At 38.1% G+C, this 18,107-nt stretch carries 18 protein-coding genes and 1 pseudogene; 7 read left to right on the forward strand and 12 right to left on the reverse strand.

Annotated elements, in window-relative coordinates; translation table 11 throughout:
• Nucleotide 1: 1 nt before the first annotated feature.
• The 8 genes from L950_RS28600 to L950_RS12075 form a co-directional block, all read right to left on the reverse strand.
• Nucleotides 2-610, reverse strand: coding sequence for a hypothetical protein (locus L950_RS28600; protein ID WP_156169670.1), 609 nt, complete (start codon nt 608-610; stop codon nt 2-4).
• Nucleotides 568-1,557 (reverse strand): glycoside hydrolase family 5 protein, encoded by a 990-nt coding sequence (locus L950_RS12055; RefSeq protein ID WP_031289615.1) that lies wholly within the window; start codon nt 1,555-1,557, stop codon nt 568-570. Before L950_RS12055 ends, L950_RS28600 begins: the two co-directional genes overlap by 43 nt.
• 9 nt (nt 1,558-1,566) lie before the next feature.
• Complete coding sequence (locus L950_RS28605) at nt 1,567-1,749, reverse strand: glycan-binding surface protein (protein ID WP_197086402.1); 183 nt, start codon at nt 1,747-1,749, stop codon at nt 1,567-1,569.
• A complete protein-coding gene (locus tag L950_RS12060; protein ID WP_031289617.1) occupies nt 1,733-2,719 on the reverse strand; it encodes a glycan-binding surface protein in 987 nt (328 codons plus the stop codon). The genes L950_RS28605 and L950_RS12060 overlap by 17 nt, the downstream gene beginning before the upstream one ends.
• A 41-nt stretch (nt 2,720-2,760) precedes the next feature.
• Complete coding sequence (locus L950_RS12065) at nt 2,761-4,494, reverse strand: RagB/SusD family nutrient uptake outer membrane protein (protein ID WP_046792031.1); 1,734 nt, start codon at nt 4,492-4,494, stop codon at nt 2,761-2,763.
• 64 nt (nt 4,495-4,558) lie between these two features.
• On the reverse strand, nt 4,559-6,475 hold the full coding sequence (locus tag L950_RS35385; RefSeq protein WP_316930625.1) for a SusC/RagA family TonB-linked outer membrane protein: 1,917 nt from the start codon (nt 6,473-6,475) through the stop codon (nt 4,559-4,561).
• Entirely contained in the window at nt 6,424-7,755 is a 1,332-nt protein-coding gene (locus tag L950_RS35390; protein WP_197086404.1) for a SusC/RagA family TonB-linked outer membrane protein, read from the reverse strand. The genes L950_RS35385 and L950_RS35390 overlap by 52 nt, the downstream gene beginning before the upstream one ends.
• Before the next feature lie 184 nt (nt 7,756-7,939).
• On the reverse strand, nt 7,940-8,812 hold the full coding sequence (locus L950_RS12075) for an AraC family transcriptional regulator (protein ID WP_021192169.1): 873 nt from the start codon (nt 8,810-8,812) through the stop codon (nt 7,940-7,942).
• 310 nt (nt 8,813-9,122) lie between these two features.
• Here L950_RS12075 and L950_RS12080 point away from each other — a divergent pair, with 310 nt between their 5' ends.
• The gene (locus L950_RS12080; protein WP_021192170.1) at nt 9,123-9,302 is read left to right on the forward strand and encodes a hypothetical protein; all 180 of its coding nucleotides are present in this window, start codon (nt 9,123-9,125) and stop codon (nt 9,300-9,302) included.
• A gap of 86 nt (nt 9,303-9,388) precedes the next feature.
• Nucleotides 9,389-9,853 carry a methyltransferase domain-containing protein gene (locus L950_RS12085; RefSeq protein ID WP_021192171.1) on the forward strand — a complete coding sequence of 155 codons (465 nt, stop codon included), beginning with the start codon at nt 9,389-9,391 and terminating at the stop codon, nt 9,851-9,853.
• Nucleotides 9,854-10,034: 181 nt separating this feature from the next.
• Here L950_RS12085 and L950_RS28610 read toward each other — a convergent pair whose 3' ends face one another.
• A complete protein-coding gene (locus L950_RS28610) occupies nt 10,035-10,190 on the reverse strand; it encodes a hypothetical protein (protein WP_021192172.1) in 156 nt (51 codons plus the stop codon).
• A 268-nt stretch (nt 10,191-10,458) separates the two neighbouring features.
• Between L950_RS28610 and L950_RS12090 the strand changes: the two genes are divergently transcribed.
• The 5 genes and pseudogenes from L950_RS12090 to L950_RS33030 all read left to right on the forward strand — a co-directional run bounded on the left by L950_RS12090 (nt 10,459) and on the right by L950_RS33030 (nt 14,663).
• Complete coding sequence (locus L950_RS12090) at nt 10,459-11,469, forward strand: homing endonuclease associated repeat-containing protein (protein ID WP_021192173.1); 1,011 nt, start codon at nt 10,459-10,461, stop codon at nt 11,467-11,469.
• A 281-nt stretch (nt 11,470-11,750) separates the two neighbouring features.
• Nucleotides 11,751-13,397 carry a hypothetical protein gene (locus L950_RS12095; RefSeq protein WP_021192174.1) on the forward strand — a complete coding sequence of 549 codons (1,647 nt, stop codon included), beginning with the start codon at nt 11,751-11,753 and terminating at the stop codon, nt 13,395-13,397.
• A gap of 166 nt (nt 13,398-13,563) precedes the next feature.
• A complete protein-coding gene (locus tag L950_RS35395; RefSeq protein WP_021192175.1) occupies nt 13,564-14,034 on the forward strand; it encodes a nucleotidyltransferase family protein in 471 nt (156 codons plus the stop codon).
• Between the two features lie 14 nt (nt 14,035-14,048).
• Nucleotides 14,049-14,360 (forward strand): annotated as a pseudogene (locus tag L950_RS37300) (nucleotidyltransferase family protein); the annotation flags it as partial.
• Between the two features lie 33 nt (nt 14,361-14,393).
• Nucleotides 14,394-14,663, forward strand: coding sequence for a hypothetical protein (locus tag L950_RS33030; protein WP_021192176.1), 270 nt, complete (start codon nt 14,394-14,396; stop codon nt 14,661-14,663).
• A 114-nt stretch (nt 14,664-14,777) separates the two neighbouring features.
• On the opposite strand, the gene gldN is transcribed toward L950_RS33030, so the two are convergent.
• The 3 genes from gldN to L950_RS12115 all read right to left on the reverse strand — a co-directional run bounded on the left by gldN (nt 14,778) and on the right by L950_RS12115 (nt 17,877).
• Entirely contained in the window at nt 14,778-15,728 is a 951-nt protein-coding gene (gene gldN, locus L950_RS12105) for a gliding motility protein GldN (protein WP_084825435.1), read from the reverse strand.
• 13 nt (nt 15,729-15,741) lie between these two features.
• Nucleotides 15,742-17,025, reverse strand: a complete 1,284-nt coding sequence (locus L950_RS12110) for an SUMF1/EgtB/PvdO family nonheme iron enzyme (RefSeq protein ID WP_197086405.1) — start codon at nt 17,023-17,025, stop codon at nt 15,742-15,744.
• 168 nt (nt 17,026-17,193) lie between these two features.
• Nucleotides 17,194-17,877 (reverse strand): outer membrane beta-barrel protein, encoded by a 684-nt coding sequence (locus tag L950_RS12115; RefSeq protein ID WP_197086406.1) that lies wholly within the window; start codon nt 17,875-17,877, stop codon nt 17,194-17,196.
• Nucleotides 17,878-18,107 lie beyond the last annotated feature (230 nt).

The following is an 18,107-nucleotide window of genomic DNA, read 5'->3' on the forward strand; positions in this document are numbered from 1 at the left end:
ATCAACTTATCAGCAGTGGACGCAGGTTGAACTTCATGATAGCACCATTTAAAAAGCCTCCTGCGCTGCTCCATCCGTCGAAAAACTTGATTGCTATACTATTTTCTTTATCGAGGTCAAGATATTTGATAGGTACGAAATAGGTACGTTCATGATCAAAATATCCCGCAAAATTGTTAGGAAACTCACCTGTTTTACCGATCAGTGTTCCATTCACATAAACTTCTTCACAAGCGGCAAATTTACCCAGATCAAGCACAACTCCCTCTGCTTTCCTGATGTTACGTTGTGCTTGATTCGAGAACTTCAATGTCTTGCGATACCATCCAAATCCCTGCTGCAGCGATTGGCCCTGCTCTACCAGTGTTTTATTGGATATGACATCCTTCCAGTACTTATCCTGATAGTCCTTCTTACTCCAGTTGCTGTCCAGACCTTCGCCTGCGTGAAATTTCCAATCGGCACCAAAATCAAAAACAGCACTTGTATGCCTCTTTACGTGGCAGCTTTGCAACAGAGAAGTCCCTGCCAATAAGATACCTACTGCAATCCTACTATATATATTCATTATTTCATATTTCTTAAATCCTGCCTTACGAGTTTCCCCCATGTCTTAAGTTGTTCTAAGGACCATCCGGCACTTGGAACATGACTGTTAGCAATCATCGAGCAACTTTCATTTTTATCTGCTATTGACCAGGCAACCCAGCTAATCTTATTTTTTTGTGCCCATTCTTTCCAAAGTTGCCATTCTTCCAAATCAATATCGCCGTCACCATCGGCATTCATACCCGCACATTCGGAGATAAAAATTGGTATGCTCTTGCTAAGTGCATAGTCGGCACGATCGCGCAAAAACTGTTTATGTGTCCCTGCATAAAAATGTACGGTATACATTAAATTAGCAAATCCTATTAGAGGGTCATCTGCTACCAGATGAATATCCTGATCCCAATTGGGACAACCTACTAATATGATATTATCAGGATCAATGGCACGAATGGCAGGTATGATCTCTTCGGCATATTTCTTTATCTCTTCCCAGCTTGTATCCATTGGTTCATTATAAATCTCATAGATTATATTTGGATGAGCATGGTACTTTCTGGCCACCGTTTGGAAGAATAATTTAGCTTCACTGGTATGTATATGATGCGCATGCCAATCCACGATTACGTATACCCCATTTGCAATAGCGGCATCAATCACTTCATAAAGTTTTTGCATCGCTACTTCTGGATTTTGCAGATAAGCACCATCGGGTTCAACACCAATAGCAGCACGAACCACCTTAATTTTCCAGTCATCTTTCAACCATGTCACTGTCGCGCTGTCGTAAAAACGTGGCCACCAATTATGCCACCCTAAACTCACTCCATGTAAGGAGATCGTATCAGATTTCGCATCTACAAGTGTCGTTCCTGAAACCCGAAGTTTACCGTGAAGAGATACCATATCATCGCCTGTCTTATTTGATATAACCTGAGCGACATTGCACGAGATACCGCACAGCAATAAGCAAATCCCAATAAAACTACTGATTATATATTTTCGCATAAGACTTATCTATTTTTTGACTATCCGAAAATTACATATACTGAAATCGTCCTCAACATCCACTGTTGGTTGATATGAAAACACAAATCCATTCCAGCCTGTATTGAGGTAAGTACCATTACTCTGGGAAACATCTTTATAAAAATCAGTTAGATCTACACGCATGGTCTTCCACTTACCATAGGTATTCAAGCACCATTTCAGCTGGGTTCCAGCGGGTTTCCTGCCTATCACCTCCAAGAATGAAATTACCCTGACTAATGGAAGCCGTACTTTTGGTATTAATTTCAAATTTAACATAGTAATCTTTGGGATTTGCCAATACCGCAGCATCGTTCAAATCAAATCCAGACCAAAAAACACCATTCCAAGACCAGGCAGCAAAAGATTGTTGTATTCGTAAAAACCGGTCAAATCCAGGCAATAATTGTGGGTCACCATTAGCTTTCCCATCCGTTACATAGGCAGAAAGCGACTTTATATCTAAAATAGAGAGCCCCTTTTCTCGGAAGCGAACTTGCTTTGGAACCGCCACTAAGGGACTGGACAATGCGAGCGTAGCGCCCTCGGCTGTTGCCGTAGGTATGACAAAATAGACCGAGTCGGCAACGCTACGTATCGGTTTCAAAGGTATATTATTGATCGAAAACACGCCCTCCAAGGTGTCCAATTTGTACAGATCCAGATATTTACCGACGAGTATTGCCGTATCTCCTGCCGCCACAAACTCATTGAATAAACCCTCCACTACCAGATCGGGTATTTTAACTTCAAACGGAAACTCCGCACTCCCTTTGGTAGTCACTACAGTCACCTTATTGTTGATCTCAGTAGGAACTACACGAGGGATCGGTAATGTAATCCGCGATCTTACGGCATATACGGTACTGAGATCCACATCGACATCATTCAATTTGATGGACTTTACCTCTGCGAGGTTTTCCCCCTGAAGCACAATCATATCCGTCAACGCTCCGCTACTGATTCCTGTTGTCAGATCGCCTGCAGTAGAGACTTTTTGAATGAGAGGGGCACCATTGGAGGTTAACTCTCCATCATAGCTTTCTTTAAAGTTGACGATATCCTTTTGACAAGAAATTACTGTTGCAGACATGCTGCTCAACAGTATAAAATATATAATAGAACGATTCAATTTTTTCATAAAAACAATTATTTCAAGAAACGCTATACGCGATAAATAGATTAGTTCCAGCCTGGATTATTTGACAGAATTGCTGTATTGACACCTACTTCAGAAATTGGTATTGGGTAGAGCAGGTGTTTCTCCGAACGGACTTTAACAACGCCAACTTCATCAGTACCTCCGATTCTGTTCATCACATCAAGGTATATACCCCAACGGATCAGATCCCAGCGACGGTCACCTTCAAGTGCTAGCTCCATTGCTCTTTCTTCCAAAACGGCTGAACGGAATGCGCTTTGGTTATCGATATTGCCATCTCCGGCAAGACGACGGGGCGTCGCATTGCTGCGTTCACGTATTTGATTAAGTTTTGCCAACGCAAGTGTACGTGCTGCAGTACTGTTGTCTGCTTCATTAGCTGCTTCGGCATAGATGAGTAAAACATCTGCAAAGCGCAAAAAATACCAAGGAGCATCTGTACGCTCGAGTTTGTTGTTACTGACATCACTATATTTGGTCAGGTATGCTAAATAATTAGCATTTTTTTGGTTTTGATATTGACGTCCATCATTAAATGGAGCAACAGGAGCTACATTTTGTCCGTTAGCATCTACATATCCCTGTGCTTTTTGACTCCATTCTGTATTATCAGGATAATAAGAACCTCCGACCCAGCCATTGGTATCTCCACCCTGGCGAACCCAACGATGCATAACCCCCTTCACAATACGGTAATCTTTACTTTCGAAAAGTTTATACCAATGGTCACGCATACCCCACCATAACCCGGTCTGCACAAATCCCTGATCATTGAAATTTCCGCCGTAAGCCTGAGAAAAAGTTACCCCATATTTTTGGTCACCGGTGACAGACTGTAGCGTCCAGATATGTTCAGTTTTATTTTTATTGGCCCTAGACCAAAGATTATCATAGCTTAACAAGCCATAATTGCCATACTCACCATTAATCACTTGCAGAGCCTTATCACGAGCTTTTGAAAAATACTCTTGCGCATTGAATGTTTCATATCCAGCAACCTGTTTTTTAGCTACAGTAAAAGATACTGGATTAGTGTATACTTTTTCACTTCCATTCATCGTATAGGGCTGGCCACCTCTTACCGAAACATTACCAGACTGCAATGCAGACGAACCGATTGTTACATACACTTTGGCCAGTAAACTTGCTGCCGCACCTGCTGAAACACGACCTTCATGAAAACCATTGTCTGTATTCTTATAAAGAAGTTCTTCTGCCTTTGTGAGCAGCTCAATAATATGCGCATATACTTTACTTACTGACTGTCGGGGTTCATTAAGATCTGCGCCAGAATTGACCGATGCAGAACGAATAGGTACTTCACCAAAGGCACGTACCAAAAGAAAATAAGAATAAGCTTTTAAAAAATAAAGCTCGCCCATTCCATTATTCTTTACGGCCTGTGAGGCTTTTGTCATTGGTTCGATATTTTCCAGAGCCAGATTAGCACGATGGATGATCGCATATGGCTTTTCCCACATAGCCGATGTGTATTCATTGTTCTGAAAGTTTCCTGCCCCCAGCGTACCGAATGACCAGTCTGGCCCGCTCATATAATCGCAGTCAAACTCTAGGCTTGGTGGAAAAAGATTCCATCGAAACATATCGTCCAGCAATTTACTGTAGGTTCCCATTGTCCATTGATTGACACCCTCATCCGAATCAGGAATATCATTAGGTTCTACAAAATCAAATTTCTTTTCTTCTACCATCTTTTCACAAGAACTCAGTCCAGAAGTGCAGATTGTTGCCATCAAGGCAAATTTTATATAATATGTATAATTTTTACGAGTCATGATCATCTTATTTTAGGTCAACTTAAAAATCAGCTTTCAATCCGATCGAAAATGTTCTGCTACTTGGGTAAGAATAAATGTCGACACCTTTTCGCGAGGCATCTCCTCCAAAAGCATTAACATCAGGGTCAAACCAACTGTAATCAGTTATTGTTAGCAAATTGTTTGCACTAGCATAGACATATAATGCATTGAGCCCCTTGAATGGACTTTTAAACGTATATCCTAAGTTTACATTTTTAAGGCGGACATACGATCCGTTCTCGACATAACGATCGGAGGTGAGCATGGTACGGTTGTAAGTTGCAACAGCTTTTGGCCATAAAGCATTTCCCCTATTTTCTTCCGTCCATCTACTATTGTAAATGTCTTCTGTGATATTCCCGATATTGGCCATTTTCATGTCGATAAGATTTCCGTTAAAAATATCGTTCCCAATAGATCCCTGCCAAAAGAAACCAAGTGTAAAATTTTTGTATTTAAAATTGTTGGTAATACCAAAAACAAAATCTGGATTCGTATTACCGATAATAGTACGATCGCTGGCAGTCAACTCACCGTCACCGTTCAGATCACGGTATTTGATTTCTCCAATTTTTGATTGAACAACTGCGGCACTTGCATTGGCATATGTCGGATCGGTACGCACTTCAGCCTCATTGTCATAAAATCCATCTTCCACATAGCCAAACATTGTACCGATTGGCATGCCATTACGTTGGATAAAGATATTATCGGCATTGTACCAGAGTCTTTCTGAAAAACGGTCGGCTGTCAACCCTCCTATGGCATTGCGGTTGAATGAGATATTTGCATCAATATTCCATTTAAAGTTTTCTTTATCCATTGCAGCAAACTTTCCCGTCAGCTCGATCCCCTTATTGGTGACATATCCCGAATTGACCCATTGTGTTTTCATACCATTGCTCGAAGCAATATTCACATTTTGCAGCAGATCATTTGTTTTTTTATAATAGGCATCGATTGTAAATTGGATTCTGTTATTGAGCACAGCCAAATCCAACCCTAGATTGTACTGGTCTGTAGTTTCCCATTTGAGATCCTTATTTAGCGCTCCACGCCAGTCGACCTCAGCAAAACCACTGCTCAAAGCCCCTCCTAATGGATAATTGGCCACACCTAAGTATGCTTTGGTCTGATAGGCATTGACCCCCTGATTACCAGTTCGCCCATAGCTCGCGCGTAATTTTAGGTCACTAAAGATCCCAAGATCTTTGATAACCTGTTCATCAGAAAGTCGCCAAGCTAAGGCTCCCGACAGGAAGTTGGCAAACTGCTGTCCCATTGTCAATCGGCTAGAGCCATCACGACGAAAAGAGGCCGTAGCAATATATTTCCCTTTATAGGAATAGTTTGCTCTTGCCAAAACCGAGGCCAGTTGTGTTCTGCCCCGGCTACTGACTAAAGGTCCTGGATTTAATCCTGCTGCCATATCAAACTCACCTGTGATATCATTGGGGAAATTTGTAGCTGTTATGGCTTTTGCCGCATAATTCGCCTGCTCATAGGTAAAACCTGTGACTACATTTATAGTATGATGCTGTGAAATAGTTTTATCAAAAGTCAATAAAGACTCTGTGGTAAGACTTTGATACCAGTTATCACTTTGGCCTCCGCTGCCATTGATTGGTGAACGCCCCTCCTGCGTGTTCCGGTTATAATAGGTATTACGGTTATTATTGGAGTAAGAGAATCCAAAGTTTTGTCTAAAAGTCAAAAAAGGCAACAGCTTAACACTTGCATATGACGAACTAAATATATTGTTTGCTTTAAGCTGATCTTTTGCGGTATTGACATAGACACCTGGATTTGAAGCCAGCCAATTTAGCTGATCCGATTCAATAGTATTCATATCAGGTCCGTAGGTTACGGGAAAATCAATGCCGAGCGGATGATTCCATAATCGTAGGCATTTGATTTAGCAAAATTGGTAAGACCATTGGTATAGTTGATATTTGCACCCAACTCCAACCAGGATCTTACTTTCCTTCCGATATTTGTTCGCAGAGCCACACGCTGGTAATCCGATTTTTTAATAATACCGCTCTGATTCAAAAAGTTTCCGGAAAACATATGCCAACCTTTCTCACTTCCGCCAGATACACTGAGATTATATTCTTGTGTAAAACCGTTTTGATAAATCTCATCCTGCCAATCCGCACCTTGAACCAAGGTCTGATTGCCATATTGGTCCGTGCGCACACCTTGATTGAGAAAATCTTCGGGAGCAGGTTGATATTTACCAGATGAAGTAATAGGCTCACCATTTACTGTCTGATAAGACCAACTGCCTGGATAAGGTAATATCTGATACCCTAATCCATCATAATACTTACTGTTAATTGCTTGCTCATTGATATAATTAGCATATTCATATGGGCCGAGCATCTTTACTTTTCTTCCCCGCGTTGCAAGTCCAAAATTTGCATTCAGTTCAACTTTTTCATTACCATTTTCGCCACGTTTTGTGGTAATAATTACAACACCATTTGCTCCCCTCGATCCGTATATTGCAGTTGCCGATGCATCTTTGAGCACTTCTATCGATTCGATATCATTTGGATTGATTGAAGCCAAAGCATTGGCTGTCTGGTTGTTATTTTCATTGGCAGTACTACTGGGCATGGATGCCATATCGTAGGGTATACCATCCACAATATAGAGTGGTTGAGAATTGGTCGAGAAAGAGTTTGTTCCGCGTATATTGATGGAGATCCCGGCTCCTGGTGCCCCATCATTTTGATTGACAGTTACTCCGGCCATTCGGCCCTGTAGTGCTTGATTGATACTCGGCGCAGGATTGCCAGCTAATATTTCCGAGGCCTTTACTTGGCTTACAGCACCTGAAAGATCCCTTTTTTTGACTTTACCATAGCCTACAACCACGACTTCGTCCAGCACATCCTGCTTTGGTTTTAATACAACACGAAGTACTTGCTGATCATTAACTTTCAGCACACGAGTTTCCATACCCAAGAATGAAACATAGAGATTGTCGCCTATCGTTGTATTCAGCTTGAAACTACCCTTTTCATCGGTCAGCGTCGTTTGGCCAGCGCCATTGCGCACCGTAGCTCCGACTATGGCTAAATTGGTTTGCTGGTTTGTGACAGTCCCCGACACCTGAAACTTTTGTGCAAAAGTAATCATAGGTGTAAACCCCGCAACCAGACATGCATAAAAGATTTTATTCATCATTTTTTGGTTCCCTTAAAATTGGTTATTTAATCCCTTTCAATTACTACCAAAACTAAGAAGAAACCATTTATACGAATAATACTTTTTTATCTTTTCCTTATATAAAATAAGCCAAAACAATCCTGTACAGACAATTACAACAAATAACCATCTATATTATTTTAGCTCATAAATTTTTATATTCTTATAAATAGAATTTTGAGTTTTTATACTTATCTCTGAAAACTGTTGGTGTTGAAGATCTCTTTTTCATAAAAATCCGATTAAAATTAGAGAGGTTGTTATAACCCGAAAGAAGCGCTATCTCTGCTATACTATGCGTGGTATCGATCAGCATCCGGCAGGCATGCCCAAGCCTTATATCATTTAGTGTATCTATAAAAGTCCTTCCTGTACGCTGCTTTAAAAATCTGCTTAAGGATACTTCGGTCATACCGATCAGGTCCGCGGCCTCATTCAGGGATACATCTTTCTGGTAGTTTTTAGAAAGATATATCAATATCTTTTCTACACGTCTACTGTCTTGCCTCCCTATGCTGCTATGAAATGAACGGCTACTCAATTCTCGCATATGCTCATCTTGGGACAAGATATGCAGAATATCATAAAGGCCAACTACCGAATAGAAACCGTCTTTCTCGGTAATCAGCTTTTTAATTTCATCCCGTACAGCAATGATGGTCGTTTTACTAAAGGTAACCCCATAAGCCGCTTTTTCAAACAGTTGCCTAATGGAGCGAAACTGATTTTTAATGAGCAAAGTTTCGCTCAATAGATCGGGCTGAAATTGAATGGTAATTTCTGAAATTTTTTCTGATTTGCAGTTGTGGTCAAACCAACCATGTTCAAGATTAGAATTGGCAATTAAAGTCAGCTCCAGATGATCTATCTCTTCAATACTGTCTCCAACAATACGCTGTGCTCCAGCGGCATTCTCTATAAAATTGAGTTCGTATTCGGAATGCACATGTATTGGAAAATCAAAATTACATTTTTCTCTGGCGAATACCATAAAACAATCTTCTTCGGATAAAGGAGTCACTTCACGCAATATCATGGTACATTAAATATAGGTAATGGAATATAATTAAAGAATATGTTAAATATCGCTTATTTATTCAAAAAACCAAAAATAATTTAAGTCAAGATCAATTTCCTTGTCTCGCACCGTTTATTGAAAGTATTGAAAAATTCCAGCAATCCTTATCTTGTAAGTATGGATGTACCGTAACGTGATTTCAAAACGATGTGTCAATTGAAATAGGGGAAAATAAAACTAATCGTTACGAACTAAATGTTTCTATCTCGTAATTCCATCGAGCAGTTATAATTTAAAAATAGATTATTGTAATTTAGTAAAAAAATTCATGTTGGAAAATAAGTCTATTAAAATATCAGAAGAGATCGATGATGAGCTTTTAAAATCATATTCGGCGAAAGATCCAGATCATCCCAATTGGTACATTTACGAATATGGAAATCACCGCAAGGTTCTTGTGGAAATAAATGTTGAATCAGGCAAGATCCACTTTCTAAGAGAACTTTAACCGTGCAGGAGTATATAATTAAACAGCTCGTTTTTATTTGCTAAACATTAGCCTATCCATTTAATGATAACCACATAAAAGAAAAAATGATTTTTAAAGCATTAAGGTCTAACATACGTGTTGACGACAGTACATTTGACGATTTGTATCCTTCAAATATAAAAATATTGGGACACCGTCACTGGACTCCTGTCGATGTCGCAAAGATGGCTGCCACCTATTTAGTTCAACATCCCAATGATAAGATACTGGACATTGGTGCTGGTGCTGGTAAATTTTGTCTTGTGGGTGCTACATGTACGGAAGGTATTTTTTATGGCGTTGAACAGCGGGAATCACTTGTTGAAATTTCTAATGAGATAGCCCAAAAACATCAAATAAATAACGTAGAATTTATTCATGCCAATATTGATCAAATCACTTTTTCTGATTATGATGCATTTTATTTTTACAATTCTTTCTATGAAAATATAGATACAAGTTGTCCGATAGATAATTCGATATTACCAAACCAAGAACTCTATTATTCATATACCGAATACCTTAGATAACAACTTAGACAATTACCAATAGGAACCCGAATTGTCTCCTATTGGAGTGGATGGGATGAGATACCAACTAGTTTTGATCTTGAACATACTGCATGTAGAGGTTTGCTCAACTTTTGGAAAAAAATCATATAATTTTTAATCCCGTATCCAATCTCAGCTACCACGATGTTTTCTTCTAATCCTATAATATACCAACCGAACTATTACCGCTGTTCTTTTTACGGTCTTTTAAAAGGTGATTTTCTTTCAATAGCCGGCCGATGGTGTCATTCAGGTGTCCAATAGTGGTATTTAGATTTTGGATCGTCTGTTCAACCACCGCTGGCCACGGAGCCATAATGCATGCAATCAAAAAAGCCTGCGTTTAATCTTCTAACGACCTCACCTTTTAATCATCTCAACTTTGCCGTAAAGAAAAAGTCAACCTTGTCTAATTACTAAATACTATAATCTAATTACTATAGAGTAACCAACTAACCTTCTAACTTTCTCACCCCCTAACCTTCTCCTCATTCCACAGCAACATTTCATTTTAATAAAGAAAAATATTATCTTTAATATTCGCAATTATCACCTTATTCTAACAACTAATATTTCTAGACGATTTGAATCCAACACAAGAAGAAATCATCGCAGAAGCTTTTTCGATCGTGAACGAATTTTACACTAAAAACGGAAGAACTCCCGTACGTCGTGAAATGGAAAACCTCAATACGATGAGCCGCCGTTATTTTGGCACCTGGAACAATTTTATTGCAGCCGCAGGACTACAGCCTAACGTAAAAAAAACAGAAGCTATCGTCAAAGCTGAACTATTGGCCCAATTACATGATTTCTATCAAACGAATAAGCGCATTCCCATGCGCAGAGAATTTTCTTCAAAATCGGGAAGCATCCATAAATATTTTGGATCCTGGAATAAATTTATCATTGCAGCAGGATATGATGCAAATGATAGACGTATCCCTTCGAAAGGGAAACTAAAAAACTCCTTAGTCCGGTATTACATCAAACACCAGCGGTCGCCTGCGATCTCAGAATGTCTAAAAAGTAATGGACTTTATAATGATCGGTCTTATTTGACCCATTTCAATGTCAGCACCTGGGCTGATGTATTGGAATACGTTGGATTACCACCATACTTCAGGATCACTACGCTGACCGAATCAGAAGCAAAAGAAAAGGTTATTAAACTGATCAAAAAGCATCGAATCAAATTCTTAAAAGATTATCAACGTTTAAAACCAGAAAACTATCCTTCGGCATGGTACGTTAAGGAAAAATTTGGGTGGAATAACTTATGCTATATGGCTGGGACGAAAATCCCATTAACGAAATTCAGTATAAAAGATCATTACCTTCTATTGGCCAAGAAATTAGGAAGAACGCCCACAGTAAAAGAACTAGAAGCTAAAATGGGTGCAACTTCAGGTGCTATGACCTGGAAGCTTAATCAACGTTTAAATGATTTTATTCATTCCATCGGTCAGACACCAGCCCATAAAACCCCTGAGCGCTGTAAGCTCAGTAAAAACAATTGGCAGAGCTTTACAAGACAGCAAGTATTCTGCATGGTTTTGAAAATGGTATGCCCCGTAGCAAGCTGCTGGAACTAACCGGATACTCCAGGGAAATTTATGAAAAGCGCTTTCATTGCATGGGCGGCCTCCGTCTGGTTTGCGGTTTTAAATTAAATGCTAAAGGTGAACGGCATTATACCGAAGAGGAATTACGCAACATCTTAAATAAACCTAAATATGTCAGACAACGTTAAATATAAGACATGTAAAATAAATTTTTCACTAAATCCATATCCTACCCAATTAATAAACAGGTAAAATCTTAATTTTGCTGCTGTGGTATAAAATTTGTTATCTCCACTGTTTTATAAAATCTCATGAAGAAAAATTTTTTATTGAAATTTATAGGCTTAGTAGTTTCGTTTATAATTACAATTATTGGTAAAAACGAAGTTAAGGCACAAATCAAAAATCAGCCTTACTCGTACCAGTTTTCTCAAAAAATGAATAACGTTTTGTATTCTCCAGAAACACGTTTACATACATCATCCAAACCATTTATATATTCAGACGAATTATTGTTAAAGTTTGATTCTATTCAATCAAATCAGACAGCAACTTCCGACAACTGGTTGACGAACAAGCTTTTCAATGAACATCTGATTCAAGTCGAAAAAGATGATTACAGCCTATATGCTGACTTTCTACCCGAAGTAACAATCGGGAAAGATATGTTAGGAGATAAACGAAGAACCTGGATGAATTCTTTAGGATTTCAAGTTGGCGCAACCGTAGGAAATAAATTAACTTTTTACACTAATTTCACAACAAATAGAGCAGTATTTCCTCAGTATTTAGATGAATATATAAATAACAACAAGATAGTTCCCGGACAAGGAACTAACAATTTTGGCTCGAGAAATAAAAAAGATTGGAGCAATACCACGGCTAGTCTGACTTATGCATTTAGTAAACATTTTCAGGCAACTGCAGCTTTCGATAAAAACTTCATTGGTGATGGTTACCGTTCAATGTTATTATCAGATTTCTCCTCTAATTATACCCATTTAAAACTTTCAGGTACAATTGGAAATGTTCAGTATACTTCCGTATGGGCATATATGAACGATCCGACCAATAAACTTTCTGATCCACTGTATGCAACAAATAGTTATGGTGATGGTAAGAAATGGGGGGTATTTCAGTACATAGACTATAATGCAACAAACCGCTTTTCAATAGGCTTTTTTCAAGCAATCACTTGGGCAAATCGTGACGCAGCTGGTACAAGAGGCTTCGATTTCACATATATCAATCCAATCATATTTCTACGTCCTGTAGAATCGAATAATTCGACTTCTCCAGATAAAATGTTTTTAGGTTTGAATTCTAAATACAAACTGTTCAAAAACATTACTGCATATGGTCAATTCTTGCTTGGAGAATTTTCGTCTAAAGAATTTTTTGGAGGAAATGGTTATGCTCATAATAAATGGGGGGCACAGTTAGGAGTAAGAGGTTATGATATGTTGAAGGTTAAGAATTTAAATTTTTTACTGGAATATAATACAGCTAGACCCTACACTTATGCACATTTTAACTCCGGTTCAAACTACAGTAATAATGCAGAACCTTTAGCGCATCCTTTAGGAGCGAATTTTAGAGAAATTATAGGTTTAGCTAATTATGCATGGAAGAGATTTGACTTTTCTGCTCAGCTAAATTATAATCAAAAGGGTTTAGATCTTGCGGATGGAACAAATATGGGTGGAAATATATTTCAATCTTATAATACAATTCCCAACCAGTATGGTAACCATATCGCTCAAGGCATTAAAAGTCAGGTGGTTTATGCCGATGCTAAGGTTGCATATGTCCTCAATCCTAAATATAATTTAAGATTTGAAGTAGGGTATACACAACGTTATCAAAAAACTCATTACGATACACCTACTACAAACAAGTCTGAGGTCTTTAATATTGGTATTCGATCTAGTTTTAAATCTATGTATAGTGATTTCTAACTTTTAATATTAAAATAAAGGATATTCTGCCGACCTTCTTTGGAAGTAGAAGCACTTATTGTCAAATTATCATGAGAGAATTTTTAAGATTAATACTTATCTTCTAAATTATTAAGAAAGCAGTAAAAAATAGTTATTTTTGAGATCAATAATACTTTAAAAGTAGATGGACAATAGACTTAAAGATATTTTTTTTCATTTATTACGCATCGGACTCTGGGGTAAGGAATCGTTAGTACTTGAATCACCATTATCTGAAACAGATTGGCAACAAATACGTTCATATGCTATAAGTCATACTGTCGATGGATTGATTTATGATAGTTTCCCTTATTTGCAGGATAATCAATTACCACCACAATCAATTCGAATAAAATGGACTGTCCGAGTCGATCAAATCGAGCGTCATAATAAGAAAATGAATGAAGTCTTGGCGTCTCAATATATTTCTTTCACCAAACAAGGTCTTCAACCAATTTTACAAAAGGGACAAGGCATAGCAGCGTGCTATCAAACACCTCTTCATCGCGTTTCAGGTGATATTGATTGGTATTTTGAAAATAAAGGGTATTCAAAAGCTAGAGCAATAGTTCAAGAAAAAAACTTAATGTTAGGGATACAGCAGGATTTAGTTTAGATTATGACTGGAATGGGATCCATATTGAGCACCATAAAAAACTTTTTGATATTGGTAATCCTTTTAAATATAATTACTTACAAAAACTACAGGAAAAGTATCGCCATCGTCAACAAGAGCTTATAATAAATGGTGTTCCCATTAAACTATTAGCACACGAACTGCAAGTTTTTCAAGTTAATGCACATATCTTAAAACATTTAATATTTTTTGGAATAGGTCTGCGACAAATATGCGATTCGGCACGTTTATATCATACTGTTGCTTCACAGATTAATACTGAAGAATTAAAAAAAATATATAAGGATACAGGAATATTAGGGTGGATACATCTACTCCATGTTATTTTAGTCAAATATATGGGGCTAGAGAAAGAAATGCTTCCTTTTCCATATCCCGAACATTTGGATGCAGACTGGATGATGGAAGAAATCTGGCAGTCCGGTAACTTTGGTTTTCACGATAAACGATTTGAGGACGGACCAATAACTCCAGTATCTTTACAACCAGACGGAACTTACCGATTGTGGGCCAGTTTCAAAATGTATTTTAAATATGCACCACTAGAAGCTTTTTTCTACCCTGTTATGCAAGCCTATTCTCGATTCCTTGGTAAGGATAAAGATTAAAGCAATTTCTTGAAAAACTCTTTATTATTTTGCAAAATCGAATCTAATAAAACATAAAAAAGCATTCTCAAAAATTGAGAATGCTTTTTTTATGATAACAATATTAAGCTGCGCTTATTTTTTCTTTACTTTTTTCTGTTTCTGAGCATTGGGAATAAACTCTTCTAAGTTTTCTTCTTTCACCCCTTTAGGACTTGTCCACAGTTTCTTTTTATATGCATCGATCTTTTGTTCAATCTGCTGTGCATCTTGCGCTTGTTGTGCTTCATCACCCAATTTCAAAGCTCCGGCAGATGATTCACGGATGATAGTACTTGCATACTTCTTTTGAACGAATAGATCATCCATCGTCATATCGTATAAACCTTTATCCGGATCTGTAATATCAACTTTAACCAGACTGTAACGTAACTGCGGGAAATACAACCAAAATGCAGGCGTAGAACCAACAGATTCCGCAAGCTCTGCCGAAGTGGTGATATTCATTAGCGGAGCAACGCCGATAATACGGCTTTCCAATCGGCTACGCTGTTTATCAAAAAAGATATCTTCTTTAATACGGAATTTCGTTACGCGGGTTGGATCAAATTCATTTAAGGTCATCTTTGAATCGATCTGGTTTCCTTCATCATCAAAAATTGGAACCAGCACACTATCCGTAAAACGGGCCATACCTTCGTTGGCACTCATTCTACCTTTAAAAGAATCATCATCAGGACTGTAAAGAGACAACTTGCCCGTTTCGATAGATTTCATAATGATCTCCATTAATGAATTTCCAGGAGTAGCAAGCAATGCATTTTTTTCATCTTTCAGATCAATATCACGCCATACACGCTTATAAAAGCGAATATTTTTCATGTTAATCTCTGGATAAGCGAAAGGAACCGCATCCTCCAGGTTATTAGCCTGATAAAAACCATCCGTTGTCGGTATGGTATCCATTAAAACCTCTCCTTGTACGGCAGTTGTAACCTGTTGCGATTTCAAACTGTCCGGTATTTCTTGTTGCGCAAAGACCGGTATAAATCCTAAAGCCATTGCCATTGTTATAAATATCTTCATCTGAATTTATATTTTAAAATTTTCTAGTCTTACTTTGGATCGTTGGCATCTCAAATGCCGACATCACGCAACGGAAACCGATGTAGGAATGTGGTTCATAATCCACCGAATAATTACGGGTATCGGTATTCAATTGCTCACCATTATCTTTCCATGAACCACCACGAACTACCTTTCTTTTCAATGCATCCGCATCTTTTTCATCTGCATCATACAAAAGAGCAGGATTTAAATCGTTCACAAAAACCATCGCAGAAGGACTAAAAGCATCCAATGTCCATTCAGACACATTCCCTGCCATATTATAGATTCCAAAAGCATTAGGTGTGTAAGACTTTACCGGAAGCGTAAAGGTTGCTCCATCACGAGAATAGGTACCATCGCCCTGCTTAAAGTTTACTGCAAGCTTTTCTTTACCTTCAGATCCATCAATTGTCATGCGTTTAGTAGAAGAAGTATCACGCGGATCCAATTTACCTTCAGCTGCATACTGCCATTGCGCTTCCGTAGGAAGACTTAAAGTCAATTGGTAACCGCTCAAATACGAGTTTTTCATTAAAGTTGCCATAATTTCTTTACCTCTCCAGTCAGTAAATGCACGTGCCTGTCTCCAAGTGACACCAACTACCGGGTAATAATCAAAAGATTGATGTGTAAAATAATTGACATCAAGGGAAGCGAGTTGTGCATTTGGAAAATCAGAAGACCAGATTTCTTCAACCGGCATCACTGGAACCGTATCGGTCACATAGACCTTTTTAATGTTCCCTTTTGTCTTTTGATAAGAAAAACGGTAGCGTAATACCTCTGGGTTTAAAGTGCGCTGAGAACCTCTCATTTCGATCATTGGTGCTAAGCGCTCACGGATAGTGGGATCATTGCTTTTCCAAATTGGAGAAGATTTCTTTACCTTTTTCCAATTAATTCTTCTCTCAGTTCCTTGTTCACCAGTCTCTAAAAAATACTGATCGTCATTTAGGTAATCGGTTACGGCGATTGAATCCGCTACCCAGTTGATAAATTCACGATATTGTTTATTGGTCACTTCTGTTTCGTCGATAAAGAAAGCACTTAAGCTTACGTTTTTACCTGTATCAGCAGTGTCAAGAGAGCTTTTAAAAAGTATAGTTCCAGAAGGTACATAAACCATTCCTGGAGGCGCTGGCATTTCGCCAGCACGAAATGCGGCAACTTTAGGCGCTTTATATATAGATGAGCTTGATTTACAAGCCTGCATAGACACTAAAACTGTTAAAATAAACAGCCCGAATGTAAATGTCGGATAGTGTTTTCTCATTTTATTCATATGCATAAATTATTACATGAGCTCGCAAGCTCGGTTAGTTTTTTAATAGGTCATATGGAATATCCAAACTATATGCATTCGTATTTGTGAATTCTGTACTACATGGATATTTCATAATTGCGGTTGTTATTATCTATAGTAGAGTAAGTTTAAATCAAATTAGTTACGGTTGAAAAAGGCATATTTTACCCCAACAGTCATCACGCCATATTGATCATTACTTTTGTTTACGATACCATCGATGTTATCATTGAAACTTAATCCGTGCTGATAGTTTACATTTATAGCCCACTTAGGACCATATAAGGTGCGTCCAAAAGGGATATCCAATCCAACATTTAAAGGAACAACAAAGTGAATACCTGATCGGTCTTCAGCGATCTCTCCTCCTATATTGGCAACAGCTTCTCTGTACTCACTACTAAAATTTGTCGAAATCCGATTTTTCATCAATCCAGCACCAGCTCCGATATAAACATTCGATAAGATACGTTGAAACGTACTTGCGCCCAAAGTATAATAACTGTAATTATCGGGCAGATCCATAAACTGACCTAATCTTAACTTTGCATTCACGTTACCTAAATAATAGCTATTCTTGTAGGAATTCTCCCCACTCTCACCCGTTAATTCACCTTTCTGTGCTTGCAATCCGACAGATACAAATGGGGTTAATAAATAATCCCCTTCTCCGTACCATGCAAAATTTACTTTTGAATTCTTCAGATCTGTCAAGCCATAAGAAACTCCTGCACCAGCACCAATACTTATAGGACGGGAAAACTGGGCTGAAGCAGTCGCAAGACAGCCTGACATAATAAGGGTAAAAAATAGTTTTTTCATTGTATGAGCTGATTTGTTATTAGAAACGAAATTATTGGTCACATTGTTGTTGCAATTGCAAAATCCTGTGCAGACCAAGCTTTTGTTTTTCATGAAGGTTCCTAGCAATTTTTGAGCCATACATATATGTATTGTAATTTATATTCCAAAATTTAAGGACCGTATATCTCTTTAAAATTCTCATAATGCACAAAAAAAAACACATTTCTAATGTAACCGTCCTATTAACT

The sequence above is a fragment of the Sphingobacterium sp. IITKGP-BTPF85 genome, from assembly GCF_001006065.1.
Classification (GTDB): Bacteria; Bacteroidota; Bacteroidia; order Sphingobacteriales; family Sphingobacteriaceae; genus Sphingobacterium; species Sphingobacterium anhuiense.

What these genes read in the sequence shown, in the direction of transcription:
- L950_RS12060 (WP_031289617.1), bottom strand. Translation starts at nt 2,719, where the DNA reads ATGAAAAAATTGAATCGTTCTATTATATATTTTATACTGTTGAGCAGC.
- L950_RS12055 (WP_031289615.1), bottom strand. Translation starts at nt 1,557, where the DNA reads ATGCGAAAATATATAATCAGTAGTTTTATTGGGATTTGCTTATTGCTG.
- L950_RS12075 (WP_021192169.1), bottom strand. Translation starts at nt 8,812, where the DNA reads ATGATATTGCGTGAAGTGACTCCTTTATCCGAAGAAGATTGTTTTATG.
- L950_RS33030 (WP_021192176.1), top strand. Translation starts at nt 14,394, where the DNA reads ATGGGGCTAGAGAAAGAAATGCTTCCTTTTCCATATCCCGAACATTTG.
- L950_RS35390 (WP_197086404.1), bottom strand. Translation starts at nt 7,755, where the DNA reads ATGATGAATAAAATCTTTTATGCATGTCTGGTTGCGGGGTTTACACCT.
- L950_RS12110 (WP_197086405.1), bottom strand. Translation starts at nt 17,025, where the DNA reads ATGAGAAAACACTATCCGACATTTACATTCGGGCTGTTTATTTTAACA.
- L950_RS28600 (WP_156169670.1), bottom strand. Translation starts at nt 610, where the DNA reads ATGGGGGAAACTCGTAAGGCAGGATTTAAGAAATATGAAATAATGAAT.
- L950_RS35395 (WP_021192175.1), top strand. Translation starts at nt 13,564, where the DNA reads ATGGACAATAGACTTAAAGATATTTTTTTTCATTTATTACGCATCGGA.
- L950_RS12080 (WP_021192170.1), top strand. Translation starts at nt 9,123, where the DNA reads ATGTTGGAAAATAAGTCTATTAAAATATCAGAAGAGATCGATGATGAG.
- L950_RS12085 (WP_021192171.1), top strand. Translation starts at nt 9,389, where the DNA reads ATGATTTTTAAAGCATTAAGGTCTAACATACGTGTTGACGACAGTACA.
- gldN (WP_084825435.1), bottom strand. Translation starts at nt 15,728, where the DNA reads ATGAAGATATTTATAACAATGGCAATGGCTTTAGGATTTATACCGGTC.
- L950_RS12065 (WP_046792031.1), bottom strand. Translation starts at nt 4,494, where the DNA reads ATGGCAACAATCTGCACTTCTGGACTGAGTTCTTGTGAAAAGATGGTA.
- L950_RS12095 (WP_021192174.1), top strand. Translation starts at nt 11,751, where the DNA reads ATGAAGAAAAATTTTTTATTGAAATTTATAGGCTTAGTAGTTTCGTTT.
- L950_RS28610 (WP_021192172.1), bottom strand. Translation starts at nt 10,190, where the DNA reads ATGGCTCCGTGGCCAGCGGTGGTTGAACAGACGATCCAAAATCTAAAT.
- L950_RS12115 (WP_197086406.1), bottom strand. Translation starts at nt 17,877, where the DNA reads ATGAAAAAACTATTTTTTACCCTTATTATGTCAGGCTGTCTTGCGACT.